Annotated in this window: 28 protein-coding genes; 20 read left to right on the top strand and 8 right to left on the bottom strand. The window is 67.9% G+C overall.

Annotated features, from left to right (window positions below; all coding sequences use genetic code 11):
• Positions 1-2,112 (bottom strand): type I secretion system permease/ATPase (locus tag GPA27_RS23550; protein ID WP_169142870.1); only part of this gene is annotated, 2,112 nt, incomplete at its 3' end.
• Positions 2,113-2,444: 332 nt separating this feature from the next.
• Here GPA27_RS23550 and GPA27_RS23545 point away from each other — a divergent pair.
• The 6 genes from GPA27_RS23545 to GPA27_RS23520 all read left to right on the top strand — a co-directional run bounded on the left by GPA27_RS23545 (position 2,445) and on the right by GPA27_RS23520 (position 6,158).
• Positions 2,445-2,810: a PilZ domain-containing protein gene (locus tag GPA27_RS23545; protein WP_169142866.1), complete on the top strand. Its 366-nt coding sequence runs from the start codon at positions 2,445-2,447 to the stop codon at positions 2,808-2,810.
• Between the two features lie 67 nt (positions 2,811-2,877).
• The gene (locus GPA27_RS23540) at positions 2,878-3,321 is read left to right on the top strand and encodes a Fur family transcriptional regulator (RefSeq protein ID WP_169142865.1); all 444 of its coding nucleotides are present in this window, start codon (positions 2,878-2,880) and stop codon (positions 3,319-3,321) included.
• Positions 3,322-3,381: 60 nt separating this feature from the next.
• Positions 3,382-3,573: a hypothetical protein gene (locus GPA27_RS23535; protein ID WP_169142844.1), complete on the top strand. Its 192-nt coding sequence runs from the start codon at positions 3,382-3,384 to the stop codon at positions 3,571-3,573.
• Positions 3,570-4,328 (top strand): zinc ABC transporter ATP-binding protein AztA, encoded by a 759-nt coding sequence (gene aztA, locus GPA27_RS23530; protein WP_169142864.1) that lies wholly within the window; start codon positions 3,570-3,572, stop codon positions 4,326-4,328. Before GPA27_RS23535 ends, aztA begins: the two co-directional genes overlap by 4 nt.
• Positions 4,325-5,194: a metal ABC transporter permease gene (locus GPA27_RS23525; RefSeq protein ID WP_169142863.1), complete on the top strand. Its 870-nt coding sequence runs from the start codon at positions 4,325-4,327 to the stop codon at positions 5,192-5,194. The genes aztA and GPA27_RS23525 overlap by 4 nt, the downstream gene beginning before the upstream one ends.
• A 16-nt stretch (positions 5,195-5,210) precedes the next feature.
• Positions 5,211-6,158: a metal ABC transporter substrate-binding protein gene (locus tag GPA27_RS23520; RefSeq protein WP_169142862.1), complete on the top strand. Its 948-nt coding sequence runs from the start codon at positions 5,211-5,213 to the stop codon at positions 6,156-6,158.
• Between the two features lie 20 nt (positions 6,159-6,178).
• Here GPA27_RS23520 and rhtB read toward each other — a convergent pair whose 3' ends face one another.
• From rhtB to ilvD, 6 genes are all read right to left on the bottom strand, one after another.
• Positions 6,179-6,793: a homoserine/homoserine lactone efflux protein gene (rhtB, locus tag GPA27_RS23515; RefSeq protein ID WP_169142861.1), complete on the bottom strand. Its 615-nt coding sequence runs from the start codon at positions 6,791-6,793 to the stop codon at positions 6,179-6,181.
• A gap of 31 nt (positions 6,794-6,824) precedes the next feature.
• Positions 6,825-7,631, bottom strand: a complete 807-nt coding sequence (locus GPA27_RS23510; RefSeq protein WP_169142860.1) for a sulfite exporter TauE/SafE family protein — start codon at positions 7,629-7,631, stop codon at positions 6,825-6,827.
• Positions 7,632-7,958: 327 nt separating this feature from the next.
• Positions 7,959-8,261, bottom strand: coding sequence for a cell division protein ZapA (locus GPA27_RS23505; RefSeq protein ID WP_169142859.1), 303 nt, complete (start codon positions 8,259-8,261; stop codon positions 7,959-7,961).
• 1 nt (position 8,262) lies between these two features.
• Complete coding sequence (locus GPA27_RS23500; RefSeq protein WP_169142858.1) at positions 8,263-8,457, bottom strand: hypothetical protein; 195 nt, start codon at positions 8,455-8,457, stop codon at positions 8,263-8,265.
• A 46-nt stretch (positions 8,458-8,503) separates the two neighbouring features.
• A complete protein-coding gene (locus GPA27_RS23495) occupies positions 8,504-9,967 on the bottom strand; it encodes an EAL and HDOD domain-containing protein (RefSeq protein WP_169142857.1) in 1,464 nt (487 codons plus the stop codon).
• A gap of 44 nt (positions 9,968-10,011) precedes the next feature.
• A complete protein-coding gene (ilvD, locus tag GPA27_RS23490; RefSeq protein ID WP_169142856.1) occupies positions 10,012-11,862 on the bottom strand; it encodes a dihydroxy-acid dehydratase in 1,851 nt (616 codons plus the stop codon).
• Positions 11,863-12,004: 142 nt separating this feature from the next.
• On the opposite strand from ilvD, the gene GPA27_RS23485 reads away from it, so the two are divergent.
• The 6 genes from GPA27_RS23485 to GPA27_RS23460 all read left to right on the top strand — a co-directional run bounded on the left by GPA27_RS23485 (position 12,005) and on the right by GPA27_RS23460 (position 19,151).
• Positions 12,005-12,691, top strand: coding sequence for a YceH family protein (locus tag GPA27_RS23485; protein WP_169142855.1), 687 nt, complete (start codon positions 12,005-12,007; stop codon positions 12,689-12,691).
• A gap of 19 nt (positions 12,692-12,710) precedes the next feature.
• Positions 12,711-13,511, top strand: coding sequence for a prolipoprotein diacylglyceryl transferase (lgt, locus tag GPA27_RS23480; RefSeq protein ID WP_169142854.1), 801 nt, complete (start codon positions 12,711-12,713; stop codon positions 13,509-13,511).
• Between the two features lie 130 nt (positions 13,512-13,641).
• Positions 13,642-15,021 (top strand): malonyl-CoA decarboxylase, encoded by a 1,380-nt coding sequence (locus GPA27_RS23475; RefSeq protein ID WP_169142853.1) that lies wholly within the window; start codon positions 13,642-13,644, stop codon positions 15,019-15,021.
• 20 nt (positions 15,022-15,041) lie between these two features.
• Positions 15,042-17,495: an EAL domain-containing protein gene (locus GPA27_RS23470; protein ID WP_256223094.1), complete on the top strand. Its 2,454-nt coding sequence runs from the start codon at positions 15,042-15,044 to the stop codon at positions 17,493-17,495.
• On the top strand, positions 17,492-18,718 hold the full coding sequence (locus GPA27_RS23465) for a porin family protein (RefSeq protein ID WP_169142852.1): 1,227 nt from the start codon (positions 17,492-17,494) through the stop codon (positions 18,716-18,718). The genes GPA27_RS23470 and GPA27_RS23465 overlap by 4 nt, the downstream gene beginning before the upstream one ends.
• Positions 18,719-18,728: 10 nt before the next feature.
• Entirely contained in the window at positions 18,729-19,151 is a 423-nt protein-coding gene (locus GPA27_RS23460) for a hypothetical protein (protein WP_256223093.1), read from the top strand.
• A gap of 47 nt (positions 19,152-19,198) precedes the next feature.
• Here GPA27_RS23460 and GPA27_RS23455 read toward each other — a convergent pair whose 3' ends face one another.
• On the bottom strand, positions 19,199-19,906 hold the full coding sequence (locus GPA27_RS23455) for a fumarylacetoacetate hydrolase family protein (RefSeq protein WP_169142851.1): 708 nt from the start codon (positions 19,904-19,906) through the stop codon (positions 19,199-19,201).
• Positions 19,907-19,967: 61 nt separating this feature from the next.
• Between GPA27_RS23455 and hemP the strand changes: the two genes are divergently transcribed.
• The 8 genes from hemP to GPA27_RS23415 all read left to right on the top strand — a co-directional run.
• Positions 19,968-20,276, top strand: a complete 309-nt coding sequence (hemP, locus tag GPA27_RS23450; protein WP_246261412.1) for a hemin uptake protein HemP — start codon at positions 19,968-19,970, stop codon at positions 20,274-20,276.
• Between the two features lie 43 nt (positions 20,277-20,319).
• Positions 20,320-20,556 (top strand): (2Fe-2S)-binding protein, encoded by a 237-nt coding sequence (locus GPA27_RS23445; RefSeq protein WP_169142850.1) that lies wholly within the window; start codon positions 20,320-20,322, stop codon positions 20,554-20,556.
• Positions 20,553-21,029 (top strand): bacterioferritin, encoded by a 477-nt coding sequence (gene bfr / locus GPA27_RS23440; RefSeq protein ID WP_169142849.1) that lies wholly within the window; start codon positions 20,553-20,555, stop codon positions 21,027-21,029. Before GPA27_RS23445 ends, bfr begins: the two co-directional genes overlap by 4 nt.
• A 113-nt stretch (positions 21,030-21,142) precedes the next feature.
• Entirely contained in the window at positions 21,143-21,268 is a 126-nt protein-coding gene (locus GPA27_RS23435) for a hypothetical protein (protein WP_256223092.1), read from the top strand.
• A gap of 24 nt (positions 21,269-21,292) precedes the next feature.
• Complete coding sequence (locus GPA27_RS23430) at positions 21,293-22,102, top strand: energy transducer TonB (RefSeq protein WP_169142848.1); 810 nt, start codon at positions 21,293-21,295, stop codon at positions 22,100-22,102.
• A 2-nt stretch (positions 22,103-22,104) separates the two neighbouring features.
• Positions 22,105-22,872: a MotA/TolQ/ExbB proton channel family protein gene (locus GPA27_RS23425; RefSeq protein WP_169142847.1), complete on the top strand. Its 768-nt coding sequence runs from the start codon at positions 22,105-22,107 to the stop codon at positions 22,870-22,872.
• Positions 22,872-23,288 (top strand): ExbD/TolR family protein, encoded by a 417-nt coding sequence (locus GPA27_RS23420; protein ID WP_169142846.1) that lies wholly within the window; start codon positions 22,872-22,874, stop codon positions 23,286-23,288. Before GPA27_RS23425 ends, GPA27_RS23420 begins: the two co-directional genes overlap by 1 nt.
• A gap of 305 nt (positions 23,289-23,593) precedes the next feature.
• Positions 23,594-24,618, top strand: a 1,025-nt coding sequence (locus GPA27_RS23415; RefSeq protein ID WP_169142845.1) for an efflux RND transporter periplasmic adaptor subunit, incomplete at its 3' end; no start/stop codon positions are given.

Raw genomic sequence — 24,618 nt, 5'->3', positions numbered from 1 at the left:
CCCGACCCGCCCCTGGCGCAAGGCATCGACAACCTGATCCTTGGGCCCGTCGGCAACGATCCGCCCGCCGTCGACCACGATGATGCGGTCGACCAGTTCCAGCAACGAGGTCCGGTGGGTGACGACGAGCATCGTCCGCCCCTGCGCGAAGCCGCGCAGGCGGCGCTTGAGCTCCTCCTCGCTCGTGAAGTCCATCGATGCGGTGGGCTCGTCGAGCAGCAGCATCGGCGGCTGGTGGATCACCGCGCGAGCGATCGCCACGCACTGGCGCTGCCCGCCCGACAGCGACGCACCGCGCTCGCCGACCTGCATGTCGAAGCCCTGCGGGTGAGTGTTGGCGAACTCCGTCACGCCCGCGGTCTCCGCCGCGCGCAGCACTTCGGCATCGTCCGCCAGCGGGCTGGCCAGCGTGATGTTCTCGCGCAGCGTCCCGTAGAACAGGATCACGTCCTGCGGCACATAGCCGATGTGGCGGCGCAGTTCGGCCGGATCGAGCTGACGCTGGTCGATGCCGTCGATCAGGATCGCGCCGGAAGTCGGGCGGTACAGGCCCAGGATGAGCTTCTCCAGCGTCGTCTTGCCCGAGCCGACGCGTCCGATGATGCCCACGTGTTCGCCGGCGCGGATGCGCAGGGAAATGTCCGACAGGGCCGCGGTTTCCTGCCCGGGGTAGTGGAAGCCGACATTGCGGAACTCGATCTCGCCGCGGAAGCTCTGGCGGCTGATGAAACTGGTGTCGTCCGGACGCTCCACCTCCTGGTTCATCAGCTTGTCGAGCGAGGTCAGCGCGGTCGCCGCGTTGTGGTACTGGACGAGCAGGCCGGCGACCTGGCCGATCGGCGCCATCGCGCGCGACGACAGCATGTAGCACGCGATCAGGCCGCCCATGCTGAGCTCGTTGTCGCGGATGAGGTAGACGCCGAGGATGATGATCGCAACGCTGACGGCCTGCTGCACCCACGCCGCACCGTTCATCGCGGTCGACGACAGCAGGCGCAGCTGCGTGCCGACCCGTGCCAGCAGGGCCGCGCTCTTCTCCCACTTGCGCTGGATCGGCCCTTCGGCACACACCGCCTTCACCGTCTCCATCGCGACGAGCCCTTCGACCAGGGTCGCGTTGCGCTGCGCACCCGCGCGGTAGGTCGTTTCGGCGAGTTCGTGCATGCGCCCCTGCACGGTCATCGCATACACGAGCAGGACGACGACGCCGACGAGGAAGGGCAGCATCAGCGGCCACGCGATCCAGCCGATGACGATCAGGAAGACCAGCGCGAACGGCACGTCGATGAAGGCCACCACGGTCGCCGAGCTGATGAAGTCGCGCACCGACTCGAAGGCGCGCAGGTTGGCAGCGAAGGAGCCGGCCGACTCGGGGCGCTGTTCCATGCGCAGGCCGAGCACGCGCTCCATGATCGCCGCCGACAGCTTCACGTCCGCACGGCTGCTCGCGAGATCGACGAAGTAGCCGCGCATCGTGCGCAGGACGAGGTCGCCGGCGAGCACGATCAACACGCCGATGCCGAGCACCCACAGCGTTTCGATCGCGTGGTTGGGCACCACCCTGTCGTACACGTTCATGACGAACAGCGGCATCGCGATCGCGAACAGATTGATCATGAAGGCCGCGAGCAGCACGTCGCGATACAGTGCCCCGTTCTCCGCGATCACGCCCCAGAACCAGTGCTGGCGCTTGACCGAGCGCACCTCGGGCGTGCGCGCATCGAAGCGGAACATCGGACGGGCATAGATCGCATGGCCGTCGTGCCGCGCCGCGAGTTCCGCGCGTGTCATCTCGACCGCCGCCTCGCCCAACTCCGGGAACACGACCTGGGCGCGCTCGCCGTCCTCGCTCCACCCGAGCAGCACGCAGGCCTTCTCGCCCTGCAGCAGGAGCACGGCGGGCAGCAGGGAAGGATTCAGCCTTTCCGGCGCGCAGCGCACGAGCTTGCTGCTCAGCCCGGCACGCCTCGCCGCGCGCGCGAACAGCGAAGGACTGAGCCGCCCGTCTTCCAGCGGCAGCCCCGCGAGCGCCGCATCCCGCGTCGTCGCGGCGCCGTGCGCCCTGGCGATCAGCAGGAGGCAGTCGAGGAGCGCATCGGCCTCCGCGTGCATCTCATTCGCATTGCTTTCGGCGCGCGCAAACACGCCATTGAGTTCGAACACTTCTGACACGCAATTTCCCGCCATGTGATCATGATGACCTGCGCCCGGTCGCGTCTGCAATTCTCGCAGCAAACGTAACAATATGCGTCAACCGGGTAAATTGTCCCACCTCCCCGGAAACCGGTACGTGACAGGCTGCTCAGACTTCACACCGCGCGACGATGACCTGGCGCGCACTCCCGTAGCGCGATGCGCCCTTGCGACGATGGCGACTCCGCCCCAGAATCGAGCATGGACAACCGTCTCCACCGCCTCACCATGCATCTTGCAAGGACATCGCCATGCAGCAAGCGCAACGCAGGCATTTCTCGCGCATCCGCTTCAACACAGGCGCCCGCCTGCTGGTCGGCGACCGCGAAGCCCCGTGCGACGTCCGCGACCTGTCGCTCAAGGGCGCCCTGATCCGGTCGGCGCCCGACGTGGTCCCAGGGCCGGGCGAACGCTGCCTGCTCGAAATCGCACTCGACGACGAAGGCACGGCGATCCGCATGGAGGGGGACGTCGTGCATGCCGAAAATGGCTGCATCGGGCTTGCATGCCGCGAGATCGATCTCGACAGCATCACCCATCTGCGCCGCCTGCTGGAGCTCAATCTCGGCGACCCGGGATTGCTGCAGCGCGAGCTCGGCGCCTTGCAGGAGCACTGAGCAGCCGGCGGGGAATCTGGCAGCTAATGCTACAATGTTGCATTAGCTGCCAGATTCCCCGCCCGCGATGCCCACTCCGGATAGTTCTCCTGCCGCCCACCTGATAGCCGCCTGCGGCGGCCGCGTCACGCGCACGCGCATCGCCGTGCTCGAGATCCTGCAGGACAGCCCGCGCTCGCTGAACCACGACGATGTCGCGGCACGGCTTGCGGCGGACGGCATGCCGCACGACCGCGTGACGCTGTACCGCACGCTCGACTGGCTCGTCGAGCAGGGGCTCGCGCATCGCATCATCGGCCCCGACCGCGCGCGGCGCTTCAAGGCGGGCGGAGAGCCCCGCAGCCAGCACGCGCACTTCCATTGCGACCGCTGCGGCCACGTGCTGTGCCTCGAATCGATCCGCCCCGACGAACAGTTCACGCTGCCCGCCGGATACCAGCCGGAACGGGCCGAACTGGTGTTCCACGGCACCTGCGCGGATTGCGGTCGCCAGCGCGGGGCAAAGGCCTGATTGCGCGACGCCCCGCCCGCGACCCGGTCAATAACAACAATGCCCCGACACGAAGAGATCATGCCCCCGACATCGAGCAGTGCGCTCCCGCACACTCACCACCACCATGACCATGAAGACGGCCATGTGCACGGCGCCGTCGCCGCCCCCTTCCCCGGTACCGCGCTGCTGCTCGGCGTCGGCGCACGCGTCGCCCTCGCAGCCGGCGCAGCCGCCGTGCTCTGGCTCACCGTAGGCTGGGCCCTCGCATGAACGCGCACGACGCAATCCTCGAACTCGACAACCTGACCCTGGGCTATGACCGCCATCCGGCCGTCCACCACCTCAGATGCAGTATCGCCCCCGGTGCATTGGTCGCGATCGTCGGACCCAACGGCGCGGGCAAGTCGACACTCTTCAAGGCCCTGACCGGGGAGCTGCCCCCGCTGCAAGGCCGCTTCCGCGTGCACGCCGGCAAGGGTGGGATCGCCTACCTGCCGCAACAGAGCGAACTCGATCGCAGCTTCCCCGTATCCGTCTTCGACATGGTATCGATGGGGCTGTGGCGCGAGATCGGCGCCTTCCGCGGACTCAGCCGCAGCCAGGCCGAGCGCGTGCGTGCAGCCCTCGCGGCAGTCGGACTGTCGGGCTTCGAGGCGCGCCAGATCGGCACCCTCTCCGGCGGCCAGCTGCAGCGCGCGCGCTTTGCGCGGATGATGCTGCAGGACGCGAACCTCCTCCTGCTCGACGAGCCGTTCAACGCGATCGACGCGCGCACGATCGAGGACCTCATCGCCCTGATCCTGCAGTGGCATACCGAAGGACGGACCATCCTCGCCGTTCTCCACGATCTCACCCTGGTGCGACGCCACTTCCCCGAGTGCCTGCTGCTCGCGCGCGAATGCCTCGGTTTCGGCCCGACCGACGAGATCCTCACCCCCGAACGCCTCGCCACCGCGCGCCGCCTTGCCGGCGAGTTCGACGCCACCGCTCCGGTGTGCCACCGCCCCGAAGCGGAGGCCGCATGATCGCGGAAACCCTCTTCGGCCCCTTTGCCGATTTCGAGTTCATGCGCCGAGCGCTCGCGGGATGTCTCGCGCTTGCGCTGGGGGCGACGCCGGTCGGCGTGTTCCTGCTGCTGCGGCGCATGAGTCTGATGGGCGACGCGATGGCGCACGCGATCCTGCCCGGCGCCGCGCTCGGCTATCTCGCTTTCGGCCTGTCGCTCGGGGCGATGACCGTCGGCGGCATCATCGCCGGCATCGTCGTCGCGCTCGCGGCCGGCCTCGTCGCGCGCTCGTCCATCCTCAAGGAAGATGCCAGCCTCGCGGCCTTCTACCTGCTGTCGATCGCCACCGGCGTGATGATCGTGTCGCTGCGCGGACGCAACCTCGACCTGCTGCACGTGCTGTTCGGCTCCGTGCTCGCGCTCGACGACCCCTCGCTGCTGCTGATCAGCGCGATCACGACCGCGACGCTCGTCGCCCTTGCACTGCTATACCGGCCGCTGGTACTCGAATGCTTCGATGCCGCCTTCCTGCGCGGCGTCAGCGCCGCGAGCCCGATCGCGCACTACGGCTTTCTGGTGCTCGTGGTGCTGAACCTCGTCGCCGGCTTCCATGCCCTCGGCACGCTGATGGCGGTCGGCATCATGATCCTGCCTTCGGCCGCGGCACGCCTGTGGGTCAAGCGCCTGCCGGCGATGCTCGGCCTCGCCGTCCTCATCGCCTTCGCGAGCGGCATCGGCGGGCTGCTCGCCTCCTTCCACGCGGACGTTCCCGCCGGGCCGGCGATCATCCTCGCCGCCGGCATCGTCTACCTGCTGTCGCTGATCCTCGCCCCGGGCGGCATGCTGGGCGCCCGGCTGAACCGCCGCCCCCACCTCGAGTCCTGAACTTCTGCACACACGCATGCGCCACCTCCTGCACCGCCTGCTCGCCCCCCTCATTGCACCATTCCTCGCGCTGCTCGGCCTCGCCGCCCATCCGGTACAGGCAGCCCCCCTCGAAGTGGTCACGAGCTTCAGCATCCTCGGCGACTTCATCCGCCAGGTCGGGGGAGACCGGGTCAAGGTCACGATGCTCGTCGCGGCCGACCAGGACGCACACAACTTCCAGCCGCGCCCCTCCGACGCCCGCCGCATCGGCGCCGCGCAGCTGGTGGTCGCCAGCGGTATGGGATTTGACCCCTGGCTCGAGCGGCTGGCGCAGACAGCGGGGTACAAGGGTCGCGTCCTCGTCGCCAGCCACGGCGTCGAACCGATCGCCGCCGCCGACGAGCACGACGACGCGCACGGCCATGGCAAGGGATCCCATCAGGACGCCGTCGATCCCCACGCGTGGCAGGACGTCGTGCGCGCGCAGCGTTTCGTCGCGAACATCGCCGACGCGCTCGCGCAGGCCGATCCGGCGAACGCGAAGGTCTATCGCGACAATGCCACGCGCTATGCGGCCGAGCTGAAGGCGCTGGACAGAGACATCCGCAATGCCCTGGCCGCGATTCCCGCCGAACGGCGCAAGGTCGTCAGCGCCCACGACGCCTTCGGCTACTTCGCCCACGCCTACGGCGTGCGCTTCCTCGCCCCGGCCGGCATCAGCAACCAGTCGGAGCCCTCGGCGGCCGGCGTCGCGAAGCTCATCCGCCAGCTGCGGCACGAGAACGTGCCCGCGGTATTCGTCGAGAGCGTCAGCGACCCGCGCCTGATCGAGCGCATCCGCAAGGAGAGCGGCGCGCGCCTCGGCGGCACGCTGTATTCGGATGCGCTCTCGGCCGCCGACGGCCCGGCACCGACCTACGTGGCGATGATGCGCCACAACCTGCGCACGCTATTGGACGGCATGACCCCGGGCAGCCGCTAGGACTGCTGCGTACGGCCGCTTCAGCGCGACGACGCGGCGAGCAGCGACCCCGCCGCGACGAACATCCCGCCGAACACGCGGTTCTGCGCCTTCATCATGCGCGGGCTGCGCAGCCAGCGCCGGCAGCGGCCGGCGAGCAGCGCGTAGCAGGACATCACGACCATGTCGGTCCCGACCATCGTCGCCGCGATGATGAAGAACTGCGGCCACTGCGGCAGCTGCGGGTCGATGAACTGCGGCACCAGCGCGACCATGAAGACGATGGCCTTCGGATTGGTGAGGTTCACCAGCACGCCCTGCAGATACACGCCGCGGGCGTCGCGCGCCGCGGCCCCGTCGTCGAGCAACTCGACCGGCGCGCGCCATTTGCGCACACCGAGCCAGATCAGATAGCCGGCCCCGGCGATCTTGACTATCAGGAAGGCCGTCGCCGACGCCGCCAGCACGGCGCCCAGGCCGAGCACGACGATCGCGAGCTGGATCAGCAGCGCCGTCTGCAGGCCCAGGATCGCGCGCAGCGCGATCGCATAGCCGTGGCGCAGCCCCGTTGCCATGCTCAGCACCGCCCCAGGCCCCGGCGAAACGGCGATCACCACCGCCGCCGCAAGAAATGCCAACCACATGTTCCAGCTCATCGCATCCACTCCATTCGTTCCCTGTCGCCGTTCAGAAGAACAGCGCGTGCAACATCTTGGCCGATAGCAGCATCAGCACGCCGGCGAAAATCTTCCTCAACACCGCGACCGGAAGCCGGTGCGCGAGCCGTGCGCCCAGCGGCGCGGTCCAGGTGCTCACGACGCTGATCAGCACCAGCGCCGGAAGGTAGATGAATCCGAGGCTGTATGAGGGCATCCCGGTACTGCCCCAACCATTCACCAGATAGCCGACCGTGCCCGCGAGCGCAATCGGCAGGCCGATCGCCGCCGAAGTGCCGATCGCCTGATGCACCTTCACGTTGCACCAGGTCATGAACGGCACCGACAGCGACCCGCCGCCGATCGCCACCAGCGCCGAAATCCCGCCGATGCCGGCCCCCACGGCGCTCATCCCGACCGGCCCGGGCAGCTCGCGCGAGGGCTTGGGCTTGACGTTCGCGAGCATCTGCAGCGACACGTAAGCCATGAAACAGGCGAAGAAGATCGCCAGCGGCTGCGACTCGATCCGCGAGGCGATGAAGGTCGCCGCGAAGGTGCCGGCGAGAATCCCCGGCGCGATGAAGCGCACGATGTCCCAGCGCACCGCGCCGTGCTTGTGGTGCGCGCGCAGGCTCGCGATGGAAGTCATCACGATCGCCGCCATCGAGGTGCCGAGCGCCAGATGCACGACGTTGTCGCGCGGCATCCCCTGCGCAACGAACAGCGAAGCCAGGACCGGCACCATGATCCCGCCGCCGCCGACCCCCAGCAGGCCGGCAAAGAAGCCGGCGAAGGCCCCCAGCGCGAGGTAGCTCAGCCACCACACATCGAATTCCATCAATCCTTTCCCGAAGCTGTGCGGAATCCGCTCCGCAACGTCCCGGCCCCCGCGCCGGACACGGCAAAAAAAGCAAAAAAGAGGCGCGGACCGAAATCCGCGCCTCTCTCGTTTGGCCCCCGCAGTGTCGCCTCCGTCGGCATCCTGAACCTGGGGTTCAGGGAGGTCGCTTTCCTTCCGCATCAGGCTCACCCGGCTAGGGGCGTGCACACCTGCGGCATCCATGGTCCGCGACCAAGTCTCTCGACATTGGTCCAAGGAATCTACGACTTCGACGACACAGCGGGGATTGACCTTACATACGCACCAACCCGCGCTAACTACCTGTTAGAAAAGCTTTTCCTGCTGCGCCAAGACTCCATCGAGCCGCGCATTCACGAGACCGATTCTACGCTTCGCGGCCTGCATGTCAAACCCGCCGGAGCGCTGAAACTGCAAAAATTCGTGCGCGATATTCAGCGCGGTCATGACAGCCAGTTTCTCGCCGGACGCATTCGTCCGCGCCGCTAGGCTGTTGAGTTTCTCTTCGAGGAAGGCCATGGCCGCGAGCAGACCTTCGCGGTCCTCCGGGCGACAGGCGACGGAGTAGGTCTTCCCGAGCAGGGAGATGTCGAGGGAGTCGGTGGGCATGTCAGGATTCCGGCAACTGCGCGAGCAAGGCTTCGAGCTTTTCCGTTGCAAGGCGGACCTTGTCCGTCAGCGCACGGTTCTCGGCCTCCAGGCGCACGACGCGCGTGCGCAACTCGCGCCCTTCCGCGCGGCACGATTCGAGCAGGCCGACGATCTGTTCGACCTGGTTCTCGAGTTTATTGAGTTCTGCGTCCATCGGCGGGATGGTAGAGGCGCCCCGGGAGGCGGTCAAGGCGGTCCGATCAGGCCTCGGCCGAATGCACCCAATCGAGCGCCTCGAACTGCAGCCGGTTCAATTCGCCGACATCGATGCCCAGCACACTGGCAAACGACGTCACGCGCTGTGCATCGCCGCGCTCGAATGCGAGCACCAGTTCGAGATACGGCGCCATCGGCCCGCGCTGATTCAGCAGGGCATCCTGCATCGGGTCGGGCAGCTTCAGCGGGCGGATCGCGTCCTCGAGCGGCACCTTCAATGCAACGTCGAGCAGCGAGAACAGGCCCAGCACGAAAAGCTGGGCGGCGGGATCGCGTTCGCCGCGCAGACCGCCCAGGAGCTCCAGCAGACGGCCGCGCACGAGGGCATCCTCCATCACGACCGCGGCGCCCGGCGCACTGCGCGCGCTGCCCAGCAGCATCATCGACACCCAGCGCTGCAGCGGCTGCTGCCCGAGCACGAGGATCGCCTGTTCGACCGAGCTGATGTGGTGATTGAGCCCCCACGCGGCCGCATTCACGTAGCGCAGCAGCCGATACGCGAGCGCGAGGTCGTGCTTGAGGATGACGGCTATTTCCTGGGTATCCACGCCGCTGCGCAGGCGCTGCAGCAGGGATGCGAGGCGCATGCCGTGCGGCGACAGCGAGTTGCCCTTCCAGTCTTCGCGGCGCGTCACGAAGCCGCCGGAGAACGCCGTGCAGCCGAGCTTGGCCGCGAGTTCGAACTCGTCCGGCGTACCCACCTCCCAGGCCCACACGGGCAGGTCGGCGCGTCGCTGCCGCACCGCACGGATGTACAGGCCGAGGTCCTCGGGCAGGCAGAACCCCATGCGGAACAGCGCCGCATCGGCCTGCGGCAGCATGCTGTCGAGCCACACCCCGGGCTCGCCGTGATCGAGCACGATCTGCACGCCGGCCGCGCGCAGGCGCGCAGCGCTCGCCAACGTTTCGGCGGACGCGCCACGCGTGGGCAGCTCGGGACGCACGAGCAGCGTCGCATCGAGGCCCTGCAGTCGCTCCAGTGCGGGATTGGCGAGGAAGCCCTCCCACACTCGCAGGCACACCCGGCGGGCTTTCAGCGCCGCGCCATGGCCATAACGGTCGATTTGCTCGACGAGCAGGCTGTCGAGGAAATCGCGCGCCCGCCGCCCCGTTGCACGGATGCGTCCGGCGACGTCCTCGCGCAGCTCGAAGGCGTAGCCGGTCAGGTTCTGGTCGCGATCGAGCATTTCGCTGCGGCACAGCAACGAAAGCGCCGCGTCGGCCGGACCCGCCTCGCCCTCGGCCGAGAGCGGCACGACGTTCGCGGCAGCCGGCTCCGCAGCCGGGGGCGGCACGGCAGCCGGCGGCGGCGCTGCCGGCGGGGTCGCGGGCGACGCCTGCTGCGGCGCCGCGGACGGCGACGGTTCGCGCGGCTGAACAGGAATGGCCGGCGAGAATGCCGGCCGCTCGGGCTCGATACCGAAGAGACGCTTCAGCCAGGCCAGCATCTCAGGACCTGCCGCCGTCGAACGCTGCGCGCAAGCTCATCGCGTCAGCGTTGCACCTGGCTCACGTCGCGCACGGCGCCGGTATCGGCGCTGGTCGTGAGTGCTGCGTAGGCCTGCAGCGCGGCAGACACGACACGCTGGCGATTGACCGGTTTCCACGCCTGACTGCCCTTCGCCTCCATCGCGGCACGGCGCCGGACGAGTTCGTCGTCGCTCACCGCCAGGCGGATGCTGCGGTTGGGGATATCGATCTCGATCGTGTCGTCCTCCTCCACCAGCGCGATGGCGCCGCCGCACGCCGCCTCGGGCGAGGCGTGGCCGATCGAGAGGCCTGAGGTGCCGCCGGAAAAGCGTCCGTCGGTGAGCAGCGCACACGCCTTGCCCAGCCCCTTGGACTTCAGGTAGCTCGTCGGGTACAGCATTTCCTGCATGCCGGGGCCGCCCTTCGGGCCTTCGTAGCGGATGATCACGACGTCGCCCGCGCCGACCTTGTCGCCGAGGATGCCTTCGACCGCCGCTTCCTGGCTCTCGAACACGCGCGCCTTGCCGGTGAATTTCCAGATCGACTCGTCGACGCCGGCCGTCTTCACGATGCACCCCTTCTCGGCGATGTTGCCGTACAGCACGGCGAGTCCGCCGTCCTGCGTGAAGGCGTTGGCGCGGTCGCGGATGATGCCCTTGGAACGGTCCATGTCGAGCTCGTTCCAGCGGCGGTTCTGCGAGAACGCGACCTGGGTCGGCACGCCGCCCGGTGCGGCCTTGTAGAACTCGAACACGGCGTTATCGTGCGCCTGCATGATGTCCCAGCGCGCGATCGCTTCGCCGAGGGTCTTGCTATGCACGGTCGGCACTTCGGCGTGCAGCAGGCCGGCGCGATTGAGCTCGCCGAGGATGCCCATGATGCCGCCGGCGCGATGCACGTCCTCGATATGCACGTCGGCCACCGCGGGCGCGACCTTGCACAGGCACGGCACCTTGCGCGAGACGCGGTCGATGTCGGCCATCGTGAAATCCACCTGCGCCTCGCGGGCGGCGGCCAGCAGGTGCAGCACGGTGTTCGTGGAACCGCCCATCGCGACGTCGAGGCTGATCGCGTTCTCGAAGGCCTTGAAGCTCGCGATCGAGCGCGGCAGGACCGAAGCGTCGTCGTGTTCGTAGTGGCGGCGGGCCATGTCGACGATGGTGCGGCCGGCCCTGCGGAAGAGCTGTTCGCGGTCGGCGTGCGTCGCGAGCACGGTGCCGTTGCCCGGCAGCGACAGGCCCAGCGCCTCAGTGAGGCAGTTCATCGAGTTTGCCGTGAACATCCCCGAGCACGAACCGCAGGTCGGACACGCCGAGCGTTCGATCGCATCGACCTCCTCGTCCGAGCAGCTGCTGTCGGCGGCCTTGACCATCGCATCCACGAGATCGAGCGAGATCACCTTGGCTTCCCACTTGACCTTGCCCGCTTCCATCGGACCGCCCGAGACGAAGATCGCCGGGATGTTGAGGCGCAGCGCGGCCATCAGCATCCCCGGGGTGATCTTGTCGCAGTTCGAGATGCACACCATGGCGTCGGCGGTATGCGCGTTCACCATGTATTCGACGCTGTCGGCGATCAGCTCGCGCGAGGGCAGCGAATACAGCATGCCACCGTGGCCCATCGCAATGCCGTCATCGACGGCGATGGTGTTGAATTCCTTGGCGACGCCACCCGCGGCTTCGATCTCGCGCGCGACGAGCTGGCCGAGATCCTTCAGGTGCACGTGCCCCGGCACGAACTGCGTGAAGCTGTTGACGACGGCGATGATCGGCTTTTCGAAATCGCCGTCCTTCATGCCGGTGGCGCGCCACAGTGCGCGGGCACCCGCCATGTTGCGGCCGGCGGTGGAGGTACGGGAACGATATTGGGGCATGGTGTCCTCGGCTCAGGGGTTCGGGCGCACGCTGCATCGGCGGTGCGTCACGCGGAATCAAGTCTTGGAATTCTAACCGAAGGGAAACGACGCTCGGCTATCATTGCCCACCCGAACACCTGCGCCGACACCAACGATAACCATGACCGAGCAAAGCGCCCCCGATTCCGCCACCGATGGCTTCGACCTCGATCCGATAGAAATCCGCGTGCTGGGCGTGCTGATCGAAAAGGCCTTCGTGACCCCGGACGCCTATCCCTTGTCCCTGAACGGCATCGTCACCGGCTGCAACCAGCTGACCGGGCGCGACCCCGTGATGAGCCTGTCGGACGGGGAAGTCCAGGCCGCGGTTGACAGCCTGATGGCCCGCAAGCTGGTGTCGCGGCGCGATCAGGCGAGCGGACGCGTGGCGAAGTACGAGCACCTCGTGCGCCTGCGCCATTCGCTGCCCCCGCCCGAACAGTCCGTCCTCGCCGTGCTGCTGCTGCGCGGCGCGCAGACGGCCGGGGAAATCCGCCAGCGCGCCGAACGCATGCACCGCTTTGACGACATCGGTGCGGTCGAGACGGTGCTGGAGCACCTCGCGGAGAAATACCCGCCCATGGCGGACGCCCTGCCGCGCGCACCGGGCACCAAGGAGACGCGCTACGCGCACCTGCTGGGCGGAGCGGCGGCCTTCGAGGCGATGGGCGAGTCGCTCGCGGGCGCACCCGCCGGCGGCGCGGTACGCGGACGCACGACCGAACTGGAAGACGAGGTGCGCCGCCTGCGCGAGGAACTCGACCGGCTGCGCAGCGAGTTCGACACCTTCCGCGCCCAGTTCGACTGAAGCGGAGCGCTTGGCGACCATGCTGATCCATCCGCAGTTCGACCCGATCGCCCTGTCGATCGGACCGCTGTCGGTCCGTTGGTACGGCCTGATGTATCTCGTCGCGTTCGTGCTGTTCATGCTGCTCGGACGCGCCCACGCGCGCCGCCGCCCCGAAACGGGATGGACGCCGCAGCAGATCGACGACCTGCTGATGTACGGGATGCTGGGCGTCGTGATCGGCGGGCGGCTGGGCGAGGTGCTGTTCTTCCAGCCGGCCTACTATCTCGCGCATCCGGCCGAGATCCTCGCCGTGTGGAAAGGCGGGATGAGCTTCCACGGCGGCTTCCTCGGCGTGCTGGCGGCGATGTGGCTGTACGGCAGGCGCACGGGCAAGGGTTTCTGGGCCGTCACGGATTTCATTGCGCCGCTGGTGCCGACCGGCCTCGCCGCGGGGCGCATCGGCAACTTCATCAACGGCGAGCTGTGGGGCCGGCCGGTGGACGGCGAGCTGCCCTGGGCGATGATCTACCCGTGGGTCGACAATCTGCCGCGCCATCCGTCGCAGCTCTACCAGGCGGCCGGAGAGGGGCTCCTGCTGTTCGTGCTGCTGTGGCTGTATGCGGCAACGCCACGCCCGGCGCGGGCGGTGTCGGCGATGTTCCTGATCGGATACGCGACATTGCGTTTTGCAGCGGAATTCTTCCGTACCCCGGATCCGGGGATTTTCGGCATTCTCTCGCTGGGGCTGTCGACGGCGCAGTGGCTGTGCGTGCCGATGTTTGTCGCCGGAGCATGGCTGCTCGCAGCGAGTCGCGGCAAGGGTGCAGGCACCCGCTGAAGGATGATCGACGCCCGCGCAGACGGGCGCAACAGAATAACCGGATGACATGGCCGGCATGCCGGCACCGTGCGAAAGTTCGCACGATGACATGTACATTTCTGGCAGGATGATGCAAAGGAGAGTGCAGATGGCACCCGGATTGGTATCGCGCAGTCTTTCGAAAGTCCGCGAAATCGTCGCCGGCGCGACCGGCCGCAACGGCGAACCGACCGAGAAGCAGCTGGACCGGATCCGCCGTCTGCTGCACGAATGTGCGGAGAACCGGGGGGGCGAGGTCTCGACGCGCATCCGCGCGGCACGCCTTGCCGACACCTACCTGAAACTCGACGACGCCGGCCGGCATGCCTTCCTGCGCATCATCGCACTCGAGTTCGGCCCCGAGCCGAAACGCATCGCCAAGGCGCACGAGGCCTATCAGGCTGCCGTCGGCACGTCGAAGCAGTGGGATGCCGAGGCGCAGCTGCGCGCGGCGATGCGCTCGTCGCGCATCCGCATCCTGACCCAGTTCAACGCGATTCCGCAGGGCGTGAAGTTCCTCGTGGACCTGCGCGCCGACCTGCTGCGCTTTCTCGACGACGACAAGGAGTTGAAGTCGCTCGACCGTGAACTCGAGGCGCGCCTCACGGCGTGGTTCGACGTCGGCTTCCTCGAACTTGCGCGGGTGACCTGGAACTCTCCCGCGGCGCTGCTGGAGAAGATCGTCCAGTACGAGGCGGTGCACGAGATCCGCTCGTGGAAGGATCTCAAGAACCGGCTCGGCTCGGACCGCCGCTGCTATGCCTTCTTCCATCCGCGCATGCCGCAGGAACCGCTGATCTTCGTCGAGATCGCGCTGCTCGACGCCCTCGCCGACAACGTCCAGAAGCTGCTCGACGAGAACGCACCGGCGGCGGACGCGGAGCGTGCCGACACGGCGATCTTCTATTCGATCAGCGCCACGCAGGACGGATTGCGCGGGGTTTCCTTCGGCAACTTCCTGCTCAAGCGCGTCGTCGATGACCTGCAGCGCGATTTCCCCCGCCTGAAGACCTTTGCGACGCTGTCGCCTATCCCGGGGCTCGTGAAGTGGGCGGCCAGGAATGCCAAGGAGATCGTAGCCACGTTCGGCGAAGAGGACTGGAAGCGCCTTGCCGCTGCCGGCATCGAAGGGCCGGAATCCCCCCTCCTCGCGCGGGTGCTTGCGGGCGACCCGGAGTGGGCGGGCAACCCGGCACTCGCGCGCGCGCTGCGCGATCCGCTGCTCAAGGCAACTGCCGCCTACCTCCTCGAGGCCAAGCGCGACAAACTGCCGCTCGATCCCGTCGCCCGCTTCCATCTCGGCAACGGCGCCCGCGTCGAGCGGCTCAACTGGCTCGCCGACACCTCGGCGAAGGGGCTCGGCCAGTCGTGGGGCGTCATGGTCAATTACCTGTACGACCCCGACCGCATCGTCGACAACGTCGAGGCATTCGTGGACACGGGCCGTATCGACGCCGCCGCGGGCGTCAGGCGCCTCGCACGACGATAAGCACAGGACCGGCGCCGATCGTGAAACTCTCGCTCCGTCTCAGCTCGATCCGCATGCGGCTGCTGCTCGCCAGCACCGTGGTGCAGGTCGTGCTCTTGACGCTGCTGCTCGCGAACAGCGTCCGCCTGATGAACCAGGCGACGAATGCGAGCCTCAATACGCTCGTCAACCAGAACGCCACGATGCTGCATGCGATGGCGGTCGCGTATGGCGACATGGGCGAGTTCGACGCCCTGCAGGACGTGCTCGGCGAACTGCTGAGCGAGGCCGACGAAGGCCTCATCTACGTGCGCATCGTCGCGCCGGACCGGCGCGTGCTCGTCAACGCCGGCTTGCCGGACATGCAGCCCTTGCCGGAGGTCGACCACGCCAACGCCCGGGGCGGCGCCGGCGGAGGGGTCGTGCACGTGCGCCGGCCGCTGCTGCTCGAACGCAACGAGGTCGGGTTCCTGCAGTTCGGCGTGTCCGTGTCGGTGCTGGCGGCAGCGCGCAAGGCGATCACCGAACAGGGCGCTGGGATCGCGCTGGCGGAGATCCTGCTGACCTTCGGTTTGTTGTCGGGCATCGGCTACCTGCTGACACGCAACCTGAGCCGCCTGCTCGCGGGCAGCGAGGCGATCGCGGCGGGCAAGCTGGACCACCGCCTGCCCGAGAACGGCCACGACGAACTGGCCCGACTGGCACGGCGTTTCAACGTGATGGCGGCGAACCTGCAGGACCGCATCGGCGAACTGCAGGACTCGGCCGAACGCCTGAAGACCAGCGAACAGCGCTACGAGCTGGCGATCCAGGGCGCGCACGACGGCCTGTGGGACTGGAACATCCCCGAGGGTCAGGTCTACTGCTCGCCACGCTACTGCGAAATCGCGGGCCTGACGGCCGGACGCCTCTACTACAGCCCCGAAGAAGTCCTCACTGGCATCCACCCCGACGATGCGCCGGGCTACCGGGCGAAAATGATCGAGCACCTGAAGGGATTCAGTACCCAGTTCAAGTGCGAATATCGGGCGCGCCAGCCCGACGGCGCCTACCGCTGGGTCATGACGCGGGGGGTCGCGGTGCGCGGCGGCGACGACCGCGCCGTGCGCATGGCCGGATCGATCAGCGACGTGCACGACCACAAGCTGGCACAGGTGCGCCTGCAGTATGACGCGCTGCACGACGGCCTGACCGGACTGCCGAACCGCGCCCTCTTCCTCGAACACGTGCGCAGCGCCCTCGGGCAGCAGCGCCGCGGGGGCGGGCAGGACTTCGCGGTGCTGGCGATCAACCTGCAACGCTTCCGCCTCGTGAATGACAGTTTCGGTCACGAGGCCGGCGATGCGCTGCTGCGACAGGTCGCGCGCACGCTCCAGGAAACGCTGCGCTACGGCGATATCGCGGCACGGGTGGGCGGAGACCAGTTCGCACTGCTGCTCAACCGCATCGAGAATCCCGCCGAAGCCCTGCGCCTCGCGGAGGCGCTGCGCGAGCTCCTGGCCAAGCCGACCAGTGTCGCGGGCCAGATCCTGTATCCGAAGTTCCGCATCGGCATGGCGCTGAGCAGCGACTACCAGGACAGCGAGAACGGCGACACGATGTTGCGCGATGCGGACAACGCGTTGCAGCGCACGCGCCAGCGCGGCGGCGACTCGGTGGCGATCTTCCATGCCTCCATGCACGCGCAGGCGCTGGAAAGCCTGCAGCTCGAGGGCGATCTGCGCGACGCGCTGACGCGCAACGAACTCAGCGTGCATTTCCAGCCCATCGTCGAGCTCGACAGCGGGTCGATCGCGAGCTTCGAGGCACTCGTGCGCTGGCGCCACCCCGGCCGCGGCATGCTGCCGCCGAATCTCTTCGTGCCGCTGGCCGAAACACTGGGGCTGATCCATGAGCTCGACATGCTGGTGCTGACGCGAGCCTGCGAGCGCATCGCCCAGTGGCGCGAGCGCGCTTGCAGCCATGCCGCCGTTCCCAAGGTCAGCGTCAACCTGTCGGCGACGCAGTTCGCGCGCCCGGATCTCGCCGGCGAAATCATCGCCGAGGTGGACCGCCACGGCCTGCCACGCGAGATGCTGCGCTTCGAGGTCACCGAGAGCGTACTCGCCCAACCGGACGGGCCCGCCGCAGAGATCCTGCAGAATCTGCGCACGGCAGGGATGTCGGTGCTGATCGACGACTTCGGCACGGGCTACTCGGCACTGAGCTACCTGCACACGATCCCCTGCGATCTCGTGAAGCTCGACGGGTCCTTCGTACGCTCACTGGAGAACGACGAGCGCCTGCGCACGATCGTCGCACGCAGCATCGAGCTCGCCCACGACCTTGGAATGCGCGTGGTCGCGGAGTGCATCGAAACTACGCGGCAGGCGGAACTGCTGCTCGGGATGGGCTGCGACTACGGTCAGGGATACCTGTTCGCACGTCCGCTCGATGACGACGCGGTCGAACAATTGCTGTTCGGCCAACAGTTGGCCCAGGAGGCCAGTGCATGAGCTTGATGAGGCAACTCCGCCGCAAAGCCGCGACGATCCTCCTCGCGCTCGCCGTGGCACCGGCACATGCGGAAACCGACGCACCGGCATCTCCGCCGCGCTTCGAGCTTTCCGGCTTTGGCACGCTGGGCGCGGTGACCACGGACGACAAGGACGTGTGGTTTACGCGCTATGGGGTCAATTTTCCCGGAACGAAGGATCCGGATTTCAGCCCGGACACTCTCGTCGGCGTCCAGGGCAGCCTGCGTCTCACGCCCTACAACGACATCACGCTGCAAGGGCTGGTGCGCGAGGACGGCGACGCGAGCCAGGATCCACAGCTGACGCTCGCCTTCTTCCGGCAGACGCTCGCACCCGGCCTGTCGATGCGTCTCGGCCGCGTTCGCGTGCCCTTCTTCATGCTGTCGGATTCGCTCTACGTGAACTACGCGAATCCCTGGGTGCGCCCGCCGGTCGAAGTTTACGGACTCAATCCCTTCAACGACCTCGACGGAATCGACTTCATCTACAACGGGAGGCTGGGCGCCTTCGACATCGAGATCCATCCGTACTATGGAGGCGGTCGCATTCCGTTCCCCCAGGGCAAAGCACGCCTGAAGGAGGTGTTCGGCGTGAACCTGGGGCTGAGCCGCGGCGATTTCTCGCTGCACCTGGGTCACGGCGAAGGCACGTTCACGCTGGAGCGCGGCGACACATTGTTCCTCGCGGTCTCGAACATTCTGCAACTGACCGGCCAGGGCGGGGTGATTGCCGACCTGTCGGGCACGCACGGTCGTACGCGCTTCGATTCCGTCGGCGTGCAGTGGGACGACGGCAGCTGGCAGCTCATCGGCGAGTTCGCGCGGCGCAAGACCAACCGCTACGTTGTGAGCGCACACGGCTGGTACCTGAGCCTGGGCAGGCGCTTCGGCCCGGTGATGCCGTACGTGGTGGTGGCGCACCAGACGCTGGATGAACAGTTTGCCGAGGCCAGACTGCCGCCCGGGCGGCTTGCAGCCGCGTGGAACCTGTTCCAGGTATCGCGCAACAACGCCCAGCGCAGCGTCACCCTGGGTGCCCGCTGGGAGCTCGCCGCCTACGCCGCCGTGAAGGCGGAAGTCACGCAGGCCAGGCCGGACGATGACGCCTGGGGCTCATATGCCCCGCGGGGCGACGCGCAGACGACTCGCATAGGCGGGCGTACGCTGAACACGTTCAGCCTGTCGCTTGACCTGAGTTTCTGAGGGAGCGCCGGTGATTCGCTTGGTTCGCGCCTGTTTCCTCCTCGTTTCGCTGCTGGCAGCGCCCTGCGCGCTCGCCCAGATCGTCATCGTCGCGGGCGCCCGCAGCCCGCTGCCCGACCTCACGCCCGAGCAGGCGGAGCAGTTCTACCTCGGCCGCGCGCACACGCTGCCCGACGGCAGCGTCGTGACCCTGGCAGACCTGCCCACGGGAGCGGTGCGCGACCAGTTCTACCAGCAACTGACGCGCAAGAACGCCAACCAGATCCGCGCCCATTGGTCACGCATGGTGTTCACCGGGCGCGCGCTGCCGCCCCAGCAGGCGGAGAGCGTGGCCCAGCTGCGGCTGTGGCTCGCGGCGCAGCCCAACCTCATCGGCTACATGCCCGCCGCCGAGGCGGACGGGCGCGTGAGGGTGCTGTTGCGCCTGCCCTGACCCCTCTGCTTTGAGGCGCCCGGCCCCGACTCGGGAGCCTCGGGAGCTCAGCGCGGCGCGACGACCTGAAGCGCCAGTTCACCGACACCGGCGACGACGCCGCGCAGGCGATCGCCGACGACGACCGGCCCGACACCCTCCGGCGTCCCCGTGAAGATCAGGTCGCCCGCTTCCAGGCGGTAGTAGCGGGAGAAGAAGGCGATGATCTCGGGGATCGTCCAGATCATGTCGGAAAGGTCGCCGCGCTGGCGCATCTCGCCGTTGATGTCGAGGCGGATCTCGCCCGCATCGAGGACGCGCCCCGCAGCCGGGACGATCTGCGAGATCGGCGCGGCGCAGTCGAAGGCCTTGCCGCTGTCCCACGGCCGGCCGAGGGCCTTCGCTTCGGCCTGCAGGTCGCGGCGCGTCATGTCCAGCCCCACGGCGTAGCCCCAGATGCAGGCGCGCGCAGCGTCGGGCGTGAGATTGCTGCCGCCCGCCCCGAGTGCGACGACGAGTTCGATCTCGTGGTGGACGTCGCTACTGGCCGGCGGATAGGGAAACTCGCCGCAACTGCCCGTGGGAACGGGCAAGACGGCATCGGCCGGCTTGGTGAAGAAGAAGGGCAGCTCGCGGCTCGGATCCCCGCCCATCTCGCGTGCATGCGCGGCGTAGTTGCGCGCGATGCAGTAGATGCGGCGCACAGGAAACAATCCGCCTCCCGCGACGGGCACGGCGGGACGCGGGGCGGCTTCGATCACATAGGCTTCGGACATCTCTCGGTTCTCCGGAATCCGCGGCGGCCTTGCGCGCCGGGACGGACGCGTAAGGCGATGCATGGGCGTGGGCGTGATGGGTGGCGATCAGAACACAGGGGAGTTGACCGGGCAAGCGCTCGATGTTGTAATGCGAATCGTTCCTATTTGCTTTACCGCTCACATCATGCAGGCACAGGCCCATCCGCATTACCCCGTTCCCCGCTCCGCGGAAGCCGCGCCGCACGCCCGCGATGCCGGCCATCCGGCAAGTGCCGTGATTCCCAGCGAACGGCTGCTGCTCGGCCAGACCTGCGTGACGATCGACCATGACGGCATCCGCTACGTGCTCCGCGCGACGCGTGCCGGGAAACTTATCCTGACGAAGTAATCCGCCCCCACCACCACGACAAACGGAACAACGAGGCTAGACTATGTATGTCTGCATCTGCAACGCAGTGACCGAACGCCACATCGGCGAGGCAGTCAGCGAGGGCGTCTCGACCTTGCGCGAGCTGCGGACCCGGCTTGGCGTCGCAGGCGAATGCGGCCGCTGCGCGACCTGCGCACGCGACTGCCTGCGCACAGCGATGGCGGAACAGACGGCGACCGCAAAACCGGTGATGGCCGGCTTCGCGCCCTCGTATTTCCTTGCCGTGGAGGCCGTATGAAAGGCGACAAGAAAGTCATTCAATACCTCAACAAGCAGCTGACCATCGAACTCACCGCAATCAACCAGTACTTCCTGCATGCGCGCATGTACAAGAACTGGGGCCTCGGCAAACTCGGCCATCACGAGTACGAAGAGTCGATCGAGGAGATGAAGCACGCCGACAAGCTGATCGAGCGCGTGCTGTTCCTAGAGGGGCTGCCGAACCTGCAGAACCTCAACAAGCTGATGATCGGCGAGAACGTTCCCGAATGCCTGCAGGGCGACCTCAAGCTCGAACAGGGCGGACGCACGGAGCTGATCGAGGCGATCGCGTACTGCGAGTCCTGCAAGGACTACGTGTCGCGGGAAGTCTTCGAGGAGATCCTCGAGGACACCGAGGAGCACATCGACTACCTGGAAACGCAACTCGAACTGATCGACAAGGTCGGACTGCAGAACTACCTGCAGTCGCAGATGGGCAGCGCGAGCTGACGCGCGCCCACCCTTTGCGCCGCCCCTGGCAGTGCCGGCGCACTCAAACACCCGCAAGCCAGTTCTCCCGCAGAACGAGCCAGCGTCATTGATCGAACGGAGAACTGGCAAACATGCATTCCCGAACCGTGGGTGATCTCAAGGATCCGGCGCTGCCGCACGGCCCCGCCTTTGCCACGCACCGCCTCGTGCTGTACCTGGCGTTCGCGGCGCTGCTCATCGATCAGCTGATCCGCTGAGCGCTGCGACCAGTCCGGCTATATATGGCCCAATCCCACGCCCTGCCGTCGGCGTCCTGCGCGCCACAGCTGAATCCCTCGGGGCGTCGGTCGCTCAGTTTTGCGCCGCCGCGCGAGCCGGCAGCGCCGCAGGAGGCGGTCACCGCGCGCGCCGCGCGCAGAGGCCGCCGCGCGCAGCCGCTGCTCCTCGCGCTAGTGGTGCTCGCCCACGCCGCAGGCCTCGCGGGCCTGGCGCAGCTCGCCCGGCAACCCGTCGCCGAGGCCGAGACGCCGATTTCGGTCGCCTTGATCGAGCTGCCCGTGCCCGTGCCGACCGTGGCGCCGCCCCCGCCCCGGCCCGTCGTCGAACCGCCGCCGAAGCCGGCCCCGCGCCCGCAGACGCGCGCACCGAAACCCGCACCGAAGGTGACCGAGGCGCCGACTGCGATCCGCAGCGAAACGCCTCCGCCGCAGGCGACGCCGGAACCCGTACGCGAGACCGTCGCGCCGACACCTCCGGCCCCGCCCGCAGCGCCGGCGCGCCCTGCCCCCGAAGCGCCGCCTGCCGTAATTGCCGCCCGTTTCGACGCGGCCTACCTGAACAACCCCGCGCCCGCCTACCCGCCGCTGTCGCGCCGCATGCGCGAAGAGGGCAAGGTGATGCTGCGCGTGCAGGTGACCGCGGAGGGCTTGCCCGCGCAGGTCGATCTGGCGGAGAGTTCAGGCTACGCACGCCTCGACACGGCGGCCCGCGAGGCGGTGCAGCGTTGGCGCTTCGTGCCGGCCAAACAGGGCGGGCAGCCCGTCGCCGCGGCGGTCATCGTCCCCATCGTCTTCAAACTCGAAGGAAACTGAACATGCTCACCGACACTTTCGGGCTGTCCCACCTTTGGGCCCAGTCGGATATCGTCATCAAACTCGTCGCCTTCACCCTCGTGGTGATGTCGGTCGCAAGCTGGTACCTGATCGCCGTGCGCACGACGCGCCAGTTGCGCGCGCGTCGCTTCGACAGCGCGGTCGAGGGCTTCTGGAGTGCGGCCAGCCTCGACGAAGGCCTGCGTCGCGTGTCGCAGGTGGCGCCGGACTCGCCCTTCGAGGCGCTTGCGCGCCAGGGCGCGGCCGCGGCCGAGCACCTGCGCCGCCATACCGCCGCGGACACGCTGGGCGGCAAGCTCGACGCCGAAGAATTCGTCACGCGCGCGCTGCGCAAGTCGATCGCCCTGTCGACCGCGCAACTCGAATCGGGACTCACGGTGCTCGCCTCCATCGGCTCGACCGCGCCCTTCGTCGGCCTGTTCGGAACCGTGTGGGGCATCTACCATGCCCTGATCGGCATCAGCACCTCGGGCGTCGCAACGCTCGACAAGGTCGCCGGCCCCGTCGGCGAGGCTCTGATCATGACGGCCTTCGGCCTGTTCGTCGCGATTCCGGCCGTGCTCGCGTACAACACCTTCACGCGGGCGAATCGTCTCGAGCTCTCCGAACTCGATGCGTTCGCGCACGACCTGCTGGCGTGGTTCACGACCGGGACGCGGCTTGCGAGCGCCCCCGCCGAACAGGCCCCGCGCGCCGTCGCACCGGCGGCTGCGGCGGCTACGGCGGCCAAGCTCGCGGGAGCGGCGTGATGGCCTTCGGCAGCTTCAACGAGCAGGGCAGCTCGGCGCCGATGAGCGAGATCAACATGGTCCCCCTCATCGACGTGATGCTGGTGCTGCTGATCGTGTTCATGATCACGGCGCCGCTGCTCACGCACTCGGTCAAGATCGACCTGCCGACGGCGGCGAGCCAGTCCAGCAACGAGAAGCCCGACACCGTGACGCTGGCGCTCGACGCGGCCGGCGCCCTGTACTGGAACGACCAGAAGATCGGCGACGAGGAACTGGGCACGCGACTCGCCGCGGCCGCGGCCCAGCCGGTGCAGCCCGAACTGCACCTGCGCGCCGACCGCGAGACGCGCTATCAGAAGCTCGCCGAGATCATGTCGGCGGCGCGCGCCGCAGGCATCCAGAAGATGGGCTTCATCACCGTTCCCGAGCACTGACCCGGGGGGCAAACCCCTCCCGTGGGAGCGGCTTCGGCCGCGAATGGGCGGCGTCGCTTGTGACGCTGTCGATTCGCGGCCGAAGCCGCTCCCACATATCTTCCGCGCCCTCGCCGCATTCCGCGCTCCCGATCGCGTCGGGAACCCCTGCCTTCATTACGATACAAAGCGACATAATTCATTCGCTATCCTTGCGAAGTGGCGCATGCACCCGCACGGAACGAATATCCATTTGCCAACCCGTGGCGCGGCGGGGGAAGATCCGCCGCGATCCGCCACAATCCTGAAACCTGCCGAACGAGAACATGACATCCACCCCCGCGTCCAAACCGCGCCGACTGCGCCGCGCCGTGATTGCCCTCGTCACCCTCGGTGTACTGGGAGCGGGCGGATGGTTCGCGTGGACCCGGTATTTCGCGCCGCCCGACGAGATGGCGCGCTACCAATTTGCGACCGTGACGCGCGGGGACATCGAGGACGTCGTCACGGCCACCGGCACGCTGCAGCCGCGGGATTACGTAGATGTCGGCGCGCAGGTGTCGGGCCAGCTGAAGAAGATCCATGTCGAGGTCGGGTCGGAAGTGAAGGCGGGCGATCTGCTCGCCGAGATCGACCCGGTGGTGCTGCAGAGCCGCGTCGACGCGACCCGTGCGCAACTGCGCAACCTGCGCGCGCAGCTGATGGACCGCGAGGCGAGCCGGACGCTGGCCGATGTGCAGGTGAAGCGCCAGCGCAACCTGATGGCCGAGGACGCCACGACGCGCGAGAGCCTGCAGAACGCCGAGGCGGCGCTGCTGTCGGCGCAGGCGCAGGTCGAGGCGATCAAGGCGCAGATCGACCAGACCGACTCCAACCTGCGCGCGGACGAGGCCAACCTGAACTACGCGCGCATCTACGCGCCGATGTCCGGCACCGTCGTGTCGATCACCGCGCGCCAGGGCCAGACGCTGATCGCGAGCCAGCAGGCGCCTGTCATCCTGCGCGTCGCGGACCTGTCGACGATGACGGTGCAGACCCAGGTCTCGGAGGCGGACGTGAGCCGCCTGCGCCTCGGCATGGACGCCTACTTCACCATCCTCGGCGGCGAGGGGCGGCGCTGGGAGGGCAAGCTACGCAAGGTCGAGCCGACGCCGGTGGTGCAGAACAACGTCGTGCTCTACAACGCGCTGTTCGACGTCTCCAACCCGAACCAGGCGCTGATGACGCAGATGACGGCACAGGTGTTCTTCGTCGTCGCGTCGGCGAAGGACACGCTGCTCGTGCCGATGTCGGCGCTGGCCGCCGGCCGCAGCGGGCGCGCGGAGCGCATGAAGACGGCGGGGGGCGGGGA

The sequence above is a fragment of the Aromatoleum toluolicum genome, assembly GCF_012911005.2.
In the GTDB taxonomy this organism is placed as follows: Bacteria; Pseudomonadota; Gammaproteobacteria; order Burkholderiales; family Rhodocyclaceae; genus Aromatoleum; species Aromatoleum toluolicum.
This window is presented reverse-complemented; position numbering and strand designations above follow the sequence as displayed.

Excerpts from the sequence above, each read along its gene's own strand:
- GPA27_RS23545 (WP_169142866.1), top strand. The coding sequence starts at position 2,445 with ATGCAGCAAGCGCAACGCAGGCATTTCTCGCGCATCCGCTTCAACACA.
- GPA27_RS23540 (WP_169142865.1), top strand. The coding sequence starts at position 2,878 with ATGCCCACTCCGGATAGTTCTCCTGCCGCCCACCTGATAGCCGCCTGC.
- GPA27_RS23535 (WP_169142844.1), top strand. The coding sequence starts at position 3,382 with ATGCCCCCGACATCGAGCAGTGCGCTCCCGCACACTCACCACCACCAT.
- aztA (WP_169142864.1), top strand. The coding sequence starts at position 3,570 with ATGAACGCGCACGACGCAATCCTCGAACTCGACAACCTGACCCTGGGC.
- GPA27_RS23525 (WP_169142863.1), top strand. The coding sequence starts at position 4,325 with ATGATCGCGGAAACCCTCTTCGGCCCCTTTGCCGATTTCGAGTTCATG.
- GPA27_RS23520 (WP_169142862.1), top strand. The coding sequence starts at position 5,211 with ATGCGCCACCTCCTGCACCGCCTGCTCGCCCCCCTCATTGCACCATTC.
- rhtB (WP_169142861.1), bottom strand. The coding sequence starts at position 6,793 with ATGAGCTGGAACATGTGGTTGGCATTTCTTGCGGCGGCGGTGGTGATC.
- GPA27_RS23510 (WP_169142860.1), bottom strand. The coding sequence starts at position 7,631 with ATGGAATTCGATGTGTGGTGGCTGAGCTACCTCGCGCTGGGGGCCTTC.
- GPA27_RS23505 (WP_169142859.1), bottom strand. The coding sequence starts at position 8,261 with ATGCCCACCGACTCCCTCGACATCTCCCTGCTCGGGAAGACCTACTCC.
- GPA27_RS23500 (WP_169142858.1), bottom strand. The coding sequence starts at position 8,457 with ATGGACGCAGAACTCAATAAACTCGAGAACCAGGTCGAACAGATCGTC.
- GPA27_RS23495 (WP_169142857.1), bottom strand. The coding sequence starts at position 9,967 with ATGCTGGCCTGGCTGAAGCGTCTCTTCGGTATCGAGCCCGAGCGGCCG.
- ilvD (WP_169142856.1), bottom strand. The coding sequence starts at position 11,862 with ATGCCCCAATATCGTTCCCGTACCTCCACCGCCGGCCGCAACATGGCG.
- GPA27_RS23485 (WP_169142855.1), top strand. The coding sequence starts at position 12,005 with ATGACCGAGCAAAGCGCCCCCGATTCCGCCACCGATGGCTTCGACCTC.
- lgt (WP_169142854.1), top strand. The coding sequence starts at position 12,711 with ATGCTGATCCATCCGCAGTTCGACCCGATCGCCCTGTCGATCGGACCG.
- GPA27_RS23475 (WP_169142853.1), top strand. The coding sequence starts at position 13,642 with ATGGCACCCGGATTGGTATCGCGCAGTCTTTCGAAAGTCCGCGAAATC.
- GPA27_RS23465 (WP_169142852.1), top strand. The coding sequence starts at position 17,492 with ATGAGCTTGATGAGGCAACTCCGCCGCAAAGCCGCGACGATCCTCCTC.
- GPA27_RS23455 (WP_169142851.1), bottom strand. The coding sequence starts at position 19,906 with ATGTCCGAAGCCTATGTGATCGAAGCCGCCCCGCGTCCCGCCGTGCCC.
- hemP (WP_246261412.1), top strand. The coding sequence starts at position 19,968 with ATGGGCGTGGGCGTGATGGGTGGCGATCAGAACACAGGGGAGTTGACC.
- GPA27_RS23445 (WP_169142850.1), top strand. The coding sequence starts at position 20,320 with ATGTATGTCTGCATCTGCAACGCAGTGACCGAACGCCACATCGGCGAG.
- bfr (WP_169142849.1), top strand. The coding sequence starts at position 20,553 with ATGAAAGGCGACAAGAAAGTCATTCAATACCTCAACAAGCAGCTGACC.
- GPA27_RS23435 (WP_256223092.1), top strand. The coding sequence starts at position 21,143 with ATGCATTCCCGAACCGTGGGTGATCTCAAGGATCCGGCGCTGCCGCAC.
- GPA27_RS23430 (WP_169142848.1), top strand. The coding sequence starts at position 21,293 with ATGGCCCAATCCCACGCCCTGCCGTCGGCGTCCTGCGCGCCACAGCTG.
- GPA27_RS23425 (WP_169142847.1), top strand. The coding sequence starts at position 22,105 with ATGCTCACCGACACTTTCGGGCTGTCCCACCTTTGGGCCCAGTCGGAT.
- GPA27_RS23420 (WP_169142846.1), top strand. The coding sequence starts at position 22,872 with ATGGCCTTCGGCAGCTTCAACGAGCAGGGCAGCTCGGCGCCGATGAGC.